The sequence below is a fragment of the Pseudorhodoplanes sp. genome (assembly GCF_035565795.1).
Taxonomy (GTDB): Bacteria; Pseudomonadota; Alphaproteobacteria; order Rhizobiales; family Xanthobacteraceae; genus Pseudorhodoplanes.
The window spans coordinates 1-14,858 of the sequence record NZ_DATMRV010000170.1 but is presented as its reverse complement, the minus strand read 5'-3'; the positions used below and the strand labels follow the sequence as shown (position 1 = coordinate 14,858).

The window sequence follows — 14,858 nt, the reverse complement described above, 5'->3', positions numbered from 1 at the left end:
CCCCATCCCCTAGTCGAGGGAACCAGCGTGCGGTCGCGCATCACGAAACGGCCGCGCACGATGGTGTGGATCGGCAGCCCCTTCACCTTGCGGCCATGCCAGGGCGAGATTTTCGAGCGCGACTGGATCTTGGCGTCGTCGATGGTCCATTCGCACGACAGGTCGACCAGCGCGAGATCCGCGTCCGCTCCGGGCTGGATCGCGCCCTTGCGGGGATACAGGCCCCATTGCCGCGCCGGGTTGAACGCACTCCAGCGCACATAATCGGAGATCGACATGCGGCCGGCATTCACTTGCGTAAGCATCGCCGGCATCTGCGTCTCGACGCCGGGGAAGCCGCAATCCACCGCCCAGATGTCGTTGCGGGTCTTTTCCTCCGGCGTATGCGGCGCGTGATCGGTCGCAATCATGTCGACCGTGCCGTCCGCCAATGCGGCCCAGATCGGTTCCTGGTTCTCCTTTTCGCGCACCGGCGGGTTCACCCGGATCACGCCGGCGAAGCGCTCGTAGTCATCGGTCGAAAGAAACAGGTATTGTGGGCAGGTCTCGCCGGTGACGTCGACGCCGCGGGCCTTGGCCTCCCGCAGCGGGCGCAATTCGTCGGCCGACGAAATATGCAGGATGTGGATGCGCGCGCCGGTCCATTCCGAAAGCGTGCAGGCCCTGCTCACCGCCTCGACTGCCACCACCGCCGGACGCGAGTCGAGATGCGCCAGCGGCTCGTGCCGGCCCGCCTGCGTCAGCCGCGTCTGGCGCCGCTCTATGATCGAGTTCGTCTCGGCATGCAGCGAGATGCGCTTGCCGGTCTCGGCAACGACCTCAAACGCCTCCAGCATTTCGCCGGTGGACGGAGACGGGATTTTGCCGAATGTGTTGCCCATATAGAGTTTGAACCCGATCACGCCGCCCGCGATAAGCTCCGGCACATTGTCGATGGTGTCCGCACCGAGCAGCCCGTAAAGGCCAAAATCGACATGCGCTTTCGAGGCCGCGATCCTGTGCTTCTCAGCAAGGATCGTGCCGGTGCCGGTCGGCGGAATCGTGTTCGGCATGTCGAACACGGTCGTGACGCCGCCAAAGGCGGCCGCCGCCGTGCCGCTCTCCCAGTCCTCCTTGTTCGGATAGCCGGGATCGCGGAAATGCACATGCACGTCGATCGCGCCGGGCAGGATATGCAGCCCGGATGCGTCGAGCGTCTCGCGCGCGGCCGGCATGGCGTCCGGCGCCCCGACCGCCACGATTTTTTCGTCCCTGATCGCAACGCTTGCAGGGAACGCCGCGTCGGGCGTGACGACGATGCCGTTGTTGATGACGAGATCGGCTGTCATGGCGCTCCTCACAGCATCGCCCAGCCGCCATCGACCGGAAGGTCGACGCCGGTAATCTGCCGCGACACGTCGCTCGCAAGGAACAGGCAGGCATTGGCCACGTCCTGATCGAGCGTGACGCGCTTCAGCGCGTAATCCGCAGCATGGCGCTCCATCGCCTCTTCCACCGTGATGTTCAGCCGCTTCGCCATGTCCGCGCACACCTTGTCGCGAAAGCGCGGGCCGTCGACCATGCCCGGCGCGACGCAGTTCACGTTGATGTTGTGCTGCCCGACTTCAAGCGCGAAGCTCTTGGTGATGCCGCGCAGACCCCATTTCGACGCGGAATAGGCCATGCGCCCGGCACGCCCACGCATGCCGAAGGTGCCACCGACATTGACGATCTTGCCGTATTTCTGCGCGATCATTACGGGCGTGACGCTGCGCATGGTGTGAAAGCAGCCATTCATGTTCAGCGTGACGATCTCGTCGAATTCCTCGGGCGTCGTTTCCGCGCCGGTCTTGCCGACCGGACCGGAGCCGCCCGCAACATTGACGAGGATGTCGATGCGGCCGAAGGCTTTCTTCGTTTCGTCAGCCGCCTTGTCGCATTGCTCGGGCCTGGTGAGATCGCACGAAATCACGATCGCTTGCGCACCCGCGGCTTTCACTTCCTTCGCCACCGGCTCGATCGCCGCGACATCGCGTCCGATCAGGGCGAGCTTCGCGCCTTCGGCTGCGAATGATCTGGTGATGGCCGCACCCATGCCTTTCGCGGGCCCGGTGATGATGGCCACGCGATCCGTCAGTCCAAGTTCCATTGGTGTTTTCCCGGTCTTCGATACGCACGTGATGTCCCTCCCCGCTTTGCGGAGGAGGGATCAGTCAGATCAGAACAGCTTCTTCGGCAGATCATCGACCGGCGGCAGGAAGGCCGGCGTGAAGATCTCCGCCACGCTCGGCGTGCGCGGCAGGCCATTGGCCTCGACCAGAATGTCGATCGACTTCTTCAGACGTTCCGGATCGGCGTTGCCAAGACCGATCTTGGCGATCTCCGGATGGTTCATCTCGTCCTGAAGCGTCGCGTCGAAGCGTTCGCGCTCGACCGGCGTCTTGATCAGGGGTTCGCGCTTGGCAACAGCGGCCACGGCCGCGTTCGGATCCTTCAGCGAATCCTGCAGGCCCTTGTTGAGTGCGCGCAGGAAGCCCGCGACCGCCTTCGGGTTGTCCTTCACCAGCTTCCTGGAGACGATGATGGCGTTGGAATAGAGATCCATGCCGTAATCGCCGAAATTGATGTAGCGCAGCTTGTCATCCGCGACGCCGATCAGCTTGGCCGAAAAGCGGATGGTGTTGACGTAACCGAACACGCCGTCGACCTGTCCCTGCATCAGCATCTGCTCGCGCAGGTTCGGCTGCATGTTGGTGATCTCGACCTTGCTGCAGTCGACCTTGGTCATCTTGCAGAGCGCCGGGAACAGCTTCAGGGCCCCGTCGTTCGCGGCGCCGCCGAGCTTCTTGCCGACGAAATCCTTAGGCTTCTTGATCGGGGAATCAGCCTTCACCGCGATCGTGAAAGGCGGGCGGTTATACATGACATAGACCGCGATCGGAGCTTCGTCGGGCTTGCGCGCCGCAAGTTCGATCAGCGCATTGATGTCGCCGAAGCCCACGTCGTACGTGCCGTTGGCAACAAGCGGCACCGCCGCGCCGGAACCGTTGCCCTGATCGATCTGCACGTCGAGGCCTTCGGCTTTGAAATAGCCGCGGTCGTCGGCGAGGAAGAACCAGCCCTGCGGTCCCTGATACTTCCAGTTCAGCACCATCTTCAGCTTGGTCTGCGCCGCTGCCGGCACGGACAACGCAAGGGTGCAGCCGATCGCTGCCGCCAGGCCCAGGGTTAGACTTCGCAAGTGCTTCATGACGCGCTCCTGTTTCGGGCTCGGAGGCCGCCCCCTCGGCTCAAGCCCCGCCACCTGGGGGAAGACGCTAGGACGCATGAGTGCTACGATCTGCCGCTGTTTTTTTGCCGGGGCGCTGTCGTTTCGGCATCACCAGCTGCGGGCTCACCGACGCCGACGAGGCATAAGTCCATGAGACACTTGCGTTTTCTGCACTATTTCGACGCCGTGGCGCGGGCCGGATCGATCCGCAAGGCGGCCGAGCGGCTCAATGTCACGTCCTCCGCCGTCAACAGGCGGATCATGGATCTGGAGGCCGAGCTGGAAACCCCGCTTTTCGAGCGGCGGCCACGGGGCGTCCGGCTCACCGCCGCCGGCGAATTGTTCATCCATCACGTCCGCCAGCAGACCGCGGACCTCGACCGGGTGCGCTCACAGATCGAGGACCTGAAAGGGATGCGGCGCGGCACCGTGCGCATCTCCGTCAGCCAGGCGCTGGCGCTCGATTTCCTGCCGCGGGAGGTCGCGGCCTATCGCGCGCGCTTTCCCTTCGTGAATTTCGACGTGCGGGTCCAGGATCACATCAAGGCGATGCAGAGCCTCGCGGACTACGAAGTCGATCTCGTGATGGTTTTCCGGCCGCCTTTCCTGCCGAATTTCCGTCCGCTGATGACGCTCGAGCAGCGATTGGTAGCGGTGATGCCGACGGATCATCCGCTCGCGAAGCGGCCATCGATCCGCTTGCGGGATTGCGCAAGCTTTCCGGTCGCACTGGCGGAGCCCGAAATTGGCGGCCGCCAGCTTCTCGACGAGGCGCTCGCGCGGCGCAAGCTCCGCTTCAACATCGTCGCGCAGGCCAACTCGTTCGAATTCCTGCGCCATCTCGTGATGCGCGACAACGTCATTTCGTTCCAGATCGGCATCGGCGCCACATCGGACGAGGCGCGCGGCATTGTCGTTCGCGAGATCGACGAACGCGATGCGCCGCGGGCCGATCTCGTGCTCGGCCAACTGTACGACCGCAATCTTCCGGTCGCGTCGGCGAAGTTCGCCGAACAGTTGACACAATCGCTCTTGGCAATGCGCGGGGAAGCAATGCGGGCGACCGCATAGCTGTGAACCGTCATCGACTGCGGAGACGCCATGCTGCCCCGCCTGCTCATCCTCGCGTTGCTCCTTGCTCCTGCTCCGGCCCTGGCCGGCGTCAAGGAGGTGAAAGCGACGATTGCCGCGCTGGCTCCACAAGCACTGGTGCTCGTGGTGGATTCCAGGGGCAACGAACTCGTCGCCCAGAACGTCGATGAACCCTTCGTGCCGGCTTCCGTCGCAAAGGTCGTGACCGCATGGCTGGCGATGCAGGTTCTCGGCGGCGATTACCGCTTCAAGACCCGGTTCTATCTCGACAACAAGCGCGTGCTCTATATCCGCGGCGGCGGCGATCCGTTTCTGATTTCGGAGGAGCTGGCGCAGCTTGCGCCTCAGCTGGTTGCCGCCATCGGCAAAAAGCCGCTCACCGGCATCGTCCTGGACGGAAGCTATTTCCCGCCGGACATCCGCATCCCGGGCATCGAAGACACCGACGAATCCTACAATGCGTTGAACTCCGCGCTCGCGGTGAATTTCAACACGGTCAACGCCGTGCGCAAGGGCGACGCGGTGCGTTCCGGAGAGAAGCAGACCCCGATCACGCCGCTCGCCATCTCGGAGTTTCGCGAACGCGGTCCGAAAGGGAAAGGCCGCATCAGCCTGAGCCAGAACCCGGCCGTCAGTCTGCAATATGCCGGCGAGCTGATCGCCGCATTCATCGTCAAGGCCGGGGGTAGCGTGAAGGGCGCGATCTCGACCGGTCCGGTGCCGGAAGGGTTGAAGCCGGTCTATGTCCACGAACAATCGCGGCCGCTCTCGAAAATCCTCATCGAGCTGCTCCGCGCTTCCAACAACTACATCGCCAATCAGGTCTTCCTGGAAATCGGTGCGCATCGCCTGGACGCGCCGGTCGGCCTCGACAAGTCGCTCAAGGTCGCGAACGAAATGCTGGCGGCCAATAATCTGTCCGGGGACATCCATCTCCTGGAAGGCTCGGGCATCAGCCGTGACAACCGCTTCACGGCCCGCGGCCTCGCCAGGGTGCTCCAGCTCTTCGAGCCAAACGCCAGCCTGCTGCGCGGACAGGACGGCAGCCTGACCAAGACCGGCACGATGGACGGCGTGCGCACGCTCGCCGGCTTTGCCGACACCAAGGAGAACGGGCGCGTGCGCGTCGTGATCTCGCTCAAGAGCAACGACGGCGCGATGCGCTTCAAGTTGCTACGTGCGATCGAGAGCGGACTGTAACAGCCGCGGTCGTGCGCTCTCGTGTACGGTGAACGTGCAGGTCCGCGCCGCTCTATCGCACGATCACCTTGGCGCCGACCCTCGTGCGATTATAGAGATCGATGACGTCTGCATTGGTCATGCGAAAACATCCCGACGACACGGCCTGGCCGATCGTGTGAGGCTCGTTCGAGCCGTGGATACGATAGAGCGTCGAGCCGAGATACAGAGCGCGGGCGCCGAGCGGATTATCCGGGCCGCCGGCCATATAGCGCGGCAGGTCCGGGCGGCGTCGCAGCATTTCCCTGGGCGGCGTCCAGCCCGGCCATTCGCGCTTGGCGGAAACGGTCTTCACACCACTCCAGGCGAAGCCGTCGCGTCCGACGCCGATGCCGTAGGCGATCGCCTGTCCATTGCCGAGAATGTAGTAAAGCCGACGCTGACCTGTACTGATGACGATGGTCCCGGGGCGCTCGCCGCTCGGATAGGAAACCACGCCGCGCGTCACTGGAGAGCCGCCATAAGAGCCGCCATACATGTCCTGCCTTTCGGCAGGTGCGCCGCGTCTGAAAAGTCCGAACGGATCGAAAATCGGCTGCGCCTGCGATGCAGTCGACATCACAGCCGTAATGGCAATCACCAGAATGGAGTGGGTCAGAAGACGCATCAACATGGCTGACCTCGTGCATTGATCGCGCGGGGCAAGGGACACAAACCGGATTATGCGTGAGAAATCTTAATTTCGGAATTACGGCATCCCGGCGGCGACGCGAGGAGCCACGAGCGGTGCGTGTCATGATCTCGCTCAAGACAATGACGGCGCGATGATACCGCCGCTCAAGCGGCAAGCATGTCCAAAGCCTAGCCCAAAGCAAGCAGCCTGTTTTCAACGAGTGCCGCAATCGGGACGGCGATGCCTGTCAATGTTCCAGGAACACGTAGTTTTGCCAGCTTTTCATCCGTAGCAAGATTTTTCGCAGCAGCGATAGGTGGTGAAGGTGATGTGTATAGATCGCGGCCTGTCCGAAGAGCCTCGGCGAAATGTTCGCCCCCGTTGGTTTCTACTTACCTTTTGGATAGGGGCACTGAACAACATAGCCGCGCGCGCTCGTCGCTCTTCGGCCGCCATTGGCGCGCACAGCGTGCATACCGCTCTTATGACACGGTTCGGTCTGGATCGCTAACGCCGCCGCCGGCATAGCGGTTCAATCCGAGAGCCGCCCGGTTCACGTTGCGCGCCGCCTCGATCAGATATGGCACCGCAGCCGCATTGCGTTTTGCGATCGCTGCATAGTCCGCGTCGGCCTTGGTCATGATCTCGGTGAGTTCTCCGCGGAAGCTGTCCCAGTCCACCTTCGTCGGCTTGCCACCGGACAGGACCACCTCGCCATCGACGATCACGGTATCCACGCCCCGGCCCGTCTCGCTGTAGACCATCTGGCGCGCGGCGCTGTTGAACGGCTGATAGGCGAGGTCAGACAGATCGATCAGTGCAAGGTCGGCCTTCATGCCGGGCTTCAGCGCACCGACCTGCCCGAACAGCCCGACCGCCCGCGCGCTGCCGATGGTGGCTGCATCGATGGCGTCGCAGGCGAACACGCCGGATGGCTCGCCGTCCATGCCCTGCGCCAGCAGCGCATACATCTTCATCGCTTGGAACAGGTTCTGGCAGTCGCTGCAGCTGCAATTGTCACAGCCGAGCGCGAGATTGATCCCTGCCCGCTTGAAATCGATCAGCGGCGCCGTGCCGTTCTTCAGCTTCAGATTGGCAAGCGGGTTGTGCACCACGCCGGCGCCGGCCTTTGCGAGATCTTCGATCTCGGGCCGCGAGAGATAAACGCCATGCGCCAATGTCGTGCGATGTGTGAGCAGGCCTATCTCGCGCATGTAGCGGACATAGGAGCCACCGAACTTCTCGTAGGCTGTGCGCGCCTTCGCGAGTTGCGCGCGCGTCTCGTAGGTATGTGTCAGAATCGGCAGATCGAAATCGGAGGAGACAGCCGCTAGCCCCTCCAGCAACTCCGTCGAGCAGCGTTGCGGCCCCGATGGGCCGATCGCCCAGTGCAGGCGCGAGGGCAATGGATTGCGGCGCGCGATCTGGGCGCGGATGAACGCGAGATCGGCCTTCGCATCGCCGGGCTTGCCGTTGATGAGAGACGCAATGTCGGCCGGAATGCCGGCGGGAAGAAACGGCTGGATGTCGAGTGCCGCGAGGTCGCGCACGGCGACGGAGAACACGACGCGGATGCCAACCTCGTCATAGGCGGACAGGATCGTGTCGAGCGTCTCCTCATCCTGCGGGACCAGCGAATTCATGTCCTGGATGGTCGTAATGCCGTGGCGCAGCGCCTCCAGCGCACCGAGCAGCGTGCGCGCGCGCAGCTCCGCCTTGATGCGGGTGCCCCAATAGGCCGGCTGGGAATGCAGCATCCAGACATCGAACGGCATGTCCTCGAAGCGGCCTTTGCTGAGGACATCGTAGGAATGGTAATGCGCGTTGACGAGGCCGGGGATGACGAGCTTGCCGGTGGCGTCGATCACGCGCGCGCCGGGCTCGCCCTTGCTCGCGGCCTGAGCAATATCGCTCGCGGCCTGCTCGCCGGGCTCTACCACACCGAGGATTCGATCTTCTTCGAGGATGACATCGCGCAAGGGCGGGCGATGCACATCGCCCGCCCGGTCATAGACGCGGCCGCCCGTGATCAGTGTTTTCATACGACCCGGCATCGTAAGACGTTGAATCCGGGACGGAAATCCCTCCCGGAAGCGTTTGGCGTCAGTTCGACTTGGGTGCGAACATCCGCTCGGACTTGGCCGGGAGGAACGAACGGTTGAACACCTCCGACGCTTTCGGCTTGTTCTTCAGGTCATAGGCCTCCGCAATCAGATCGATCGATCGCCCGAGCTTGTCGTCGGTGAGATCGCCAAAGCCGAGTTCGGTGAACTCCGCGCCATTCATCAGATTGCCCAGCGCATATGCGATGCGCTTCTTCTCGACATCGGAGTTGATCAGCGGCTCGACCTTGGCGAGCGTCTTCACGCCCGCTTCCGGATCGGCGATGACCTCCTTGATAGCCTTGTTGATCGCCTTCACCAGACCCGCCACCGCCTTCGGATTCTCCTTCAGCAGCTTCTGCGAGACCATGATGCCGTTGGAATACAGATCAAGGCCGAGATCTCCGTAATTGAACCAGCGATAGTCCTTGTCGGGATCCTGCTTCTGCTGGATCAGGTTCATGTAGCTCGTCACATTGAACACCAGCGAGCCCTGCACCTGATCCTGGATCAGCATCTGCTCCTGAAGGTTTGGAGCCATGTTCAGAATTTCGATCTTTGAAATATCGAGCTTGTTCGCCTTTGCGAGGCTCGGCAGAAGGCGCAGCGTCGCGCTGCCCGCAGGGCCGCCCAGTTTCTTGCCTTCGATGTCCTTGATGGTCTTGATCGGACCGCTGGCCTTGGTCACCAGCACGAAGGGCGGGCGGTTATAGATCTGATAGACCATCACCGGCGCTTCGCCCGGCTTGTTCGCCGCCTGCTGGATGATGGCGTTCATGTCGCCGAAGCCGGCATCGTACGCGCCCGACATGATGCGGGTAATGGTCGCCGCCGATCCCTCGCCCTGATCGATCTTGACGTCGAGACCCTCGGCTTTGAAGTAGCCCTTCTCCTGCGCGACATAGTACCAGGCATGGATGCCCTGAAGCTTGAAGTCGAGCGTGAATCGAATCGGAGTCAGCGATTGCGCGACGGCCGGCACGGCCATCATGACCGATAGCGCGCCGGCGAGAACGGCGCGGCGCGCGAATCTGTTAGTGATCATAAAAAAAACTCCTTGGTGCCGCTTCAAGCCGCGGCGTGGCGTTTGACCGGCGAAATCGCGTTGAACTGCGGGACCGGAGCAGCAAGGCGCGTGCCACCGGCCCGTCACGCAACGCTAGGCACAATCACTGCGCCCATCTGCCGCCGATTTCTTGCTGGCACGATGCCGAAACGACAGCGCAAGATTTAGCGGCAGGACCGCGCACGGCACGCGCCTTTGGCACGCGAATTTTTGAGGCCGTGCCATAGGACCGGGCGCAATCCAGTCGCGGCAGCCCATTAATTGAGCAGCGCGCCGACGCTCGCAGTACGCCGCGCAGCGCGTATAATGCGCCCGCAGATTTGGAGATCCAGATGGCCCAGCTTCCGCTCGCCACCGTTCACGGCCTTTTTCACATTGCCATCAAGACCGCGGACCTCGCCGCAACACGGTATTTCTGGACCAAGATCATCGGCCTGAAGGACATGCACCGGCCGGATTTCGGCTATCCCGGCGCCTGGCTCGCCTGTCCGCAGCCGGGCGGACTTGGCATCATCCACGTCTATGCCGGCGGCCCGGCCCTTGGTCCCGAAGGCAAGGCACCGTACGGAACAGCGGCCATCGACCATGTCTCGCTGTCATGCTCTGGCTTTCGCTCCTATATCGAGCGCTTCAAGAAGGCCGGCCTCGACTGGCGCGAATTCGAAGTCCCCGGCACGACGCTGTGGCAGTTGTTCGTGTATGACCCAAGCGGCGTGCAGCTCGAGCTCACCTTCGAGGGCAGCATCGAGGGCGACGAACGGCCGGATATGTCGCCCGGCCGCGTCTATGTGCCGGGCGCGAGCTTCTTCAAGCCGGCCACCTATCCGAAACTGCTCGAGCCGGCCTGACCTCGTCGGCGCAGCGCGCCGTGAACGTCAGTTACCGATACCCGCCCCGGCGAACATCGTCTTGAAGCGCGCGGCATCGCTCGCGATCGCCGCGCTGAATGAGCTTGCCTGGTTCGGCGCGAAGGTCACGCCCTGCTGCGCCAACCGTTGCTGCACATCCGGCAACGCAATCACGGCCGCGACGTCCGCGTTGATCTTGTTCACGATGGCAGGCGGCGTGCCGGCCGGAGCGAGCAGGCCGAACCACGCATCGTAGGAAAATTCCGGCATTCCAGCTTCTGCGAAGGTCGGCACGTTCGGCAATGTCGGCAGCCGCTTGTCGGTCGTCACCGCCAGCGCCTTCAGCTTGCCGGCCTGGATCAGATCCGAACCGACATTCCAGAGCGTGAAGAACATCTGCGCATCATTGCGGATCACGGCAGTCTGCGCTTCCGGAGAGCCTTTGAACGGAACATGCGTCATGTCGAGCTTCGCTGTCTGACGAAACAGTTCGGCTCCGATAAACGCGGTGCTGGCCAGACCGGACGAGGCGAAATTCAATTGCTTGGGGCGCGCCCGCACGTAGTCGACGAACTCCTTGAGCGACGAAACCGGCATATCCGGCGGCACGATCATGATGGTCGGCATCGATGCGACGCGGATCACGCCGGTGAAGTCGGCGATCGGATCGAATGTCAGGTTCTTGTTCACCAGTCCTATGATGGTGTGCCCGTTCGAGGTGAGCATGAGATTATGCCCGTCGGGCGCAGCCTTGGCGGCCACGCCCGTTCCCGCGATACCGGGACGGTTCTCGATGATGACGGGCTGCCCCCAGCGTTCGGCGAGCCGGTCGGAAATCGTGCGCGCCAGAAGATCGGTGACGCTGCCTGCCGAGAACGGCACAAGGATACGCACCGGCTGATCAGGGAATTTTACGGGCGCCTGCGCCGGCGCGGCGCCGCCGCTCGCGCCAAAACCGAACGCAACAAGGCACGCCAACGCGAGCTTGCGCATGGAAAGTCCTCCCTGTGTGGCCGCGGCCTTGTTATTTTGTGGCCGGCCGCGGATGTCCTGAACGGTCTAGCGCTCCGCGACGGTCAGCGAGTAGCGGCCCTCCGCCGCGAGGCATTCAGCTTCCGGCAATCCCAGTTCCTTGCGCACGATGTTGGTACCGAGCACCATCGACACCATCTTGTAGGCGGCATGACGCCGGCCCATCCCTTCACGGCCCATGCCGCAATCGGACGAGATGATCAGCCGCTCGGCCGGAATATATTTCAGCGCTTCGCGGATCAGCGCGGCGACCTCATCCGGCCGCTCGATCTGCAGCGTGTGATGGTCGATGACGCCGATCACCACCTTCTTGTCCTTGATGATCTCGCCGATCGCCTTGAGATCGCCGGTCCCGGACGAGCAGGTCTCGAATGTCAGCGCATCGGCTTCAACGGAATTGAGCGCCTCGAGCGTCGGCTGGTAGCTTTGCGGCTCCTTGAAGATGCGCTGCTGCGAAGGATTGCCCCAGCAGGTGTGGCACCAGATCTCGGTCTTGTCGCGCAGACCCTTCACCGTGTTGTTGAAGACCTTCACGAGGTCAGCGACGTCGAGCTTGCCGAACGCCTTGCCGCGCACCGGCACCATGTGGATCTGCGGCTCCTCCATCTGCAGCACCGGACATCCGGCATCGGCAAGGTCGTGCAGTTCCTCGTTGATCGCGTCACTCAGCGCCCAGGTACGCTCGATCGGGTCCTTGTAGTAGCTGTCCTCGCAGGACGCAGCGAGGAGTTCGGGCAGGATCGTGCCGAACTTCACCGGCCGCGTCGTCATGCGTTGCGCGACCTTCCACATCGGTGCGTATTGCAGATTGCCGCGTCCCACAGGACCCGTGATCTTCGGAAACACCCGCGCCTCGAGGAAATCGTGCAGGATGTGTCCACGCGGATAGGCGACGGCGCCGACCTTGTAGGTCGAGGGGATCGATTCCTTGGAGAATCCCTCCATGTGAGTCAGCGGATAGCTCTGCCAGCTCATGCCGCCGACCTGCTCGTCGTAATGGGCATCGCCGTCGGTCACGATGTCGAGGCCGGCCGTTTCCTGCGCACGCAGATAACAGGAGACCGCGTCTTCATATTGCTCGCGATAACGCGAGTTCACCATCGCTTCGAGGAACGGCGTCGAGCCGAGCGTTGCGGTGTACCAGGTCGGACGCGGAAGCGAACCGATGATTGACGTAGGCAGCATGACGCCGGCCGAGGCCTTGAACATTCTCGTTCTCCCTTCCGTCCGCTGTTGAGCGCGGATCGGTGCAGCATCCATAAATGCCGCCTTGCCAATAGCAACAGCTTTCACTGCTAGCATCATGGCAAACGATTGCCAAGTTTTGCCAGCCGCGCTAGCGTTCGCCCAAGGCCAGAAAACAAGGCCATATTGGGAGGACATTTCATGCTTGATCGATATCGCCGCGGGCTCGCGGCTCTTGCAACTGGTGTATCTGCCGTCTTCACGCTCGGCGTTTTTTCACATGATGCGAATGCGGCTGATCCGCTGCGGATCGGCTTCAGCATCAGCGCCACCGGCCCAACATCGCCCGCCGGCAAACAGGTGCTGGCCGGTCTGGAAATCTGGCGTAGCGATGTGAATGCGAAGGGCGGCCTGCTCGGCCGGCCGGTCGAGTTCGTCTACTACGACGATCAGGGCAATCCGGCCAACGCGCCGGGAATCTACGCGAAGCTGATGAGTGTCGATAAGGTCGATCTCCTGATCGGGCCCTACAGCACCAACGTCATCGCGGCGACCATGCCGGCGATCATTCAGGCCAACCGCACCACGATCGGGATTTTCGGCCTCGGGGCCAACAAGGAATTCAAGTATCCGCGCTATTTTTCGATGAACTCGCAGGGCCCGGATACGGCGAACTATTCGAAATGCGTATTCGACCTTGCCGCCCAGCAGAAACCGATGCCGAAGCGTGTCGCCTTGATCGGGGCCGACGTGGAATATTCCCGGAACGCGCTCGATGGCGCGCGCGCGAACGCCAAGAAGCTCGGGATGGAGATCGTCTTCGACCGGACCTATCCGCCATCCACCACGGAATTGACGTCCACAATACGCGCTGTGCAGGCCGCCAATCCGGACGTGGTTTTCGCAGCCACGCTGCCGATCGACACCGCAGGCATCATCCGCGCCGCGAACGAGATCCAGTTCAAGCCGAAGATCATCGGGGGCGCCATGCTCGGGCTGCTGGTCACTGGAATCAAGCAGCAGCTTGGACCGATGATCAACGGCTATATCAGCAACGAGTTCTACATCCCCGCGCCGAGCCTGCAATTCACCGGCACCAGGGAGATGATGTCGGAATACCAGAAGCGCGCGAAGGATCTCGGCCTCGATCCGCTCGGCTTCACCTACCCGCCTTACGCCTATGCCGCGGGGCAGATCCTGGCGAAGGCCGTGACCGAGACGAAGTCGTTGAATGACGACGTGCTCGCCAAGTATCTCGCCGCCAACACGTTCGACACCGTGATCGGCCCGATTTCGTTTGGATCAGACGGCGAGTGGAAATCGCCCCGCATCATCTGCATCCAGTTCAAGGGCGTGACCGGCAGCGAACTCAACCAGTTCACCGACTGGAACCGTCAGGTCGTGGTCTATCCGCCTGAGTTCAAGGCCGGCGAACTGATCTACCCCTACGCCGATGCATCGAAGTAACAAATGACGCACCTTGCCTTCATAGCGAACGAGAGATTCGGGCGGCCCGCCGCCCGGATCCTTCGAAATGACATGCCGAGGACCGTCCGGTGAAATCCCGCAAGCAGACGCGGGTCGGCTTGAAAGACCTTGCCCGCGAGGTGGGCGTGCACGTCTCCACCGTGTCACGCGCGCTGAACCCGGAGAGCGGGCATCCCGTCGCGCCCGAGCTGATCGAGCAGATCCGGAAGGCCAGCAAGCGGCTCGGATATCGTCAGAACCTCGCGGCCTATTCGCTCAAGACCAATCGTTCGCGCACGATCGGTGTCGTGGTGCCCGACATCACCGACGCGGTATTTCCTCCGATCATCCGCGGCATCGAGGATGGCCTCGCGCAGCATGGCTATGTCGCCGTGCTCGCCAATACAGACGGCAATCCGCGCCGGCAGGTCAAGGTACTGGAGACCATGCGCGCGCGCGGTGTCGACGGACTGATCCTTGCGAGCGTCCAGCGCAGCGACCGGATGGTGTCGCGTCTCGCCGCCGATCTGCCGGTCGTGACTGTCAGCCGGCGCACCGACGATCCGCGGTTTTCCTCCGTCGTGCACGATGAGGACGACGGCATCGGGCGTCTGGTTACGCATCTCGTCTCGCTCGGCCATCGCGACATCGCCTGCATCGCGGGACCGCAGACCGTGTCGACCGGCTTCAATCGCTACAACGCCTTCCTCCGCCATCGGGACCTCGCTGGACTACAGGAGCGCTCTTCTCACGTCGTTTTCGCGAAGGCCTTCAACGAGGCCGAAGGCGAACGATGCGCCGAAGAATTGCTGGCGGCCGGACGGCGCTTCACCGCCCTTGTATGCGCGAACGACCGGCTCGCGATCGGCGCGATTTCGGCCTTCCGGCGGCACGGCGTCGCCTGCCCGGGCGATGTTTCCGTCACCGGCTTCAACGACATGCCACTTGTGGACCGCCTGTCTCC

General features: G+C 62.7%; 13 protein-coding genes. 5 read left to right on the top strand and 8 right to left on the bottom strand.

Features of this window, described 5'->3' with window-relative positions; genetic code table 11:
* The 3 genes from allB to VNZ93_RS15450 form a co-directional block, all read right to left on the bottom strand.
* The coding region (gene allB, locus VNZ93_RS15460) for an allantoinase AllB (protein WP_325706813.1) at positions 1–1,328 on the bottom strand (1,328 nt) is incomplete at its 3' end.
* Positions 1,329–1,336: 8 nt separating this feature from the next.
* Positions 1,337–2,128, bottom strand: coding sequence for an SDR family NAD(P)-dependent oxidoreductase (locus VNZ93_RS15455; RefSeq protein WP_325706810.1), 792 nt, complete (start codon positions 2,126–2,128; stop codon positions 1,337–1,339).
* Between the two features lie 69 nt (positions 2,129–2,197).
* Positions 2,198–3,229, bottom strand: coding sequence for an ABC transporter substrate-binding protein (locus tag VNZ93_RS15450; protein WP_325706808.1), 1,032 nt, complete (start codon positions 3,227–3,229; stop codon positions 2,198–2,200).
* Between the two features lie 171 nt (positions 3,230–3,400).
* On the opposite strand from VNZ93_RS15450, the gene VNZ93_RS15445 reads away from it, so the two are divergent.
* Complete coding sequence (locus VNZ93_RS15445; RefSeq protein WP_325706806.1) at positions 3,401–4,321, top strand: LysR family transcriptional regulator; 921 nt, start codon at positions 3,401–3,403, stop codon at positions 4,319–4,321.
* 30 nt (positions 4,322–4,351) lie between these two features.
* Positions 4,352–5,542: a D-alanyl-D-alanine carboxypeptidase/D-alanyl-D-alanine-endopeptidase gene (locus tag VNZ93_RS15440; protein ID WP_325706804.1), complete on the top strand. Its 1,191-nt coding sequence runs from the start codon at positions 4,352–4,354 to the stop codon at positions 5,540–5,542.
* A 52-nt stretch (positions 5,543–5,594) separates the two neighbouring features.
* On the opposite strand, the gene VNZ93_RS15435 is transcribed toward VNZ93_RS15440, so the two are convergent.
* From VNZ93_RS15435 to VNZ93_RS15425, 3 genes are all read right to left on the bottom strand, one after another.
* A complete protein-coding gene (locus VNZ93_RS15435) occupies positions 5,595–6,194 on the bottom strand; it encodes a L,D-transpeptidase (RefSeq protein ID WP_325706801.1) in 600 nt (199 codons plus the stop codon).
* Between the two features lie 482 nt (positions 6,195–6,676).
* Positions 6,677–8,236, bottom strand: coding sequence for an amidohydrolase family protein (locus tag VNZ93_RS15430; protein WP_325706798.1), 1,560 nt, complete (start codon positions 8,234–8,236; stop codon positions 6,677–6,679).
* Between the two features lie 61 nt (positions 8,237–8,297).
* Positions 8,298–9,341 (bottom strand): ABC transporter substrate-binding protein, encoded by a 1,044-nt coding sequence (locus VNZ93_RS15425; protein WP_325706795.1) that lies wholly within the window; start codon positions 9,339–9,341, stop codon positions 8,298–8,300.
* Between the two features lie 353 nt (positions 9,342–9,694).
* Between VNZ93_RS15425 and VNZ93_RS15420 the strand changes: the two genes are divergently transcribed.
* Positions 9,695–10,210, top strand: a complete 516-nt coding sequence (locus VNZ93_RS15420; protein ID WP_325706792.1) for a VOC family protein — start codon at positions 9,695–9,697, stop codon at positions 10,208–10,210.
* A gap of 27 nt (positions 10,211–10,237) precedes the next feature.
* On the opposite strand, the gene VNZ93_RS15415 is transcribed toward VNZ93_RS15420, so the two are convergent.
* Positions 10,238–11,203, bottom strand: a complete 966-nt coding sequence (locus VNZ93_RS15415; protein WP_325706789.1) for a tripartite tricarboxylate transporter substrate binding protein — start codon at positions 11,201–11,203, stop codon at positions 10,238–10,240.
* Between the two features lie 66 nt (positions 11,204–11,269).
* Entirely contained in the window at positions 11,270–12,451 is a 1,182-nt protein-coding gene (locus tag VNZ93_RS15410) for a cobalamin-independent methionine synthase II family protein (protein WP_325706786.1), read from the bottom strand.
* 177 nt (positions 12,452–12,628) lie between these two features.
* Here VNZ93_RS15410 and VNZ93_RS15405 point away from each other — a divergent pair, with 177 nt between their 5' ends.
* Positions 12,629–13,894, top strand: coding sequence for an amino acid ABC transporter substrate-binding protein (locus VNZ93_RS15405; protein ID WP_325706784.1), 1,266 nt, complete (start codon positions 12,629–12,631; stop codon positions 13,892–13,894).
* Positions 13,895–13,983: 89 nt separating this feature from the next.
* On the top strand, positions 13,984–14,858 hold an 875-nt coding region (locus VNZ93_RS15400; protein ID WP_325706781.1), incomplete at its 3' end, for a LacI family DNA-binding transcriptional regulator.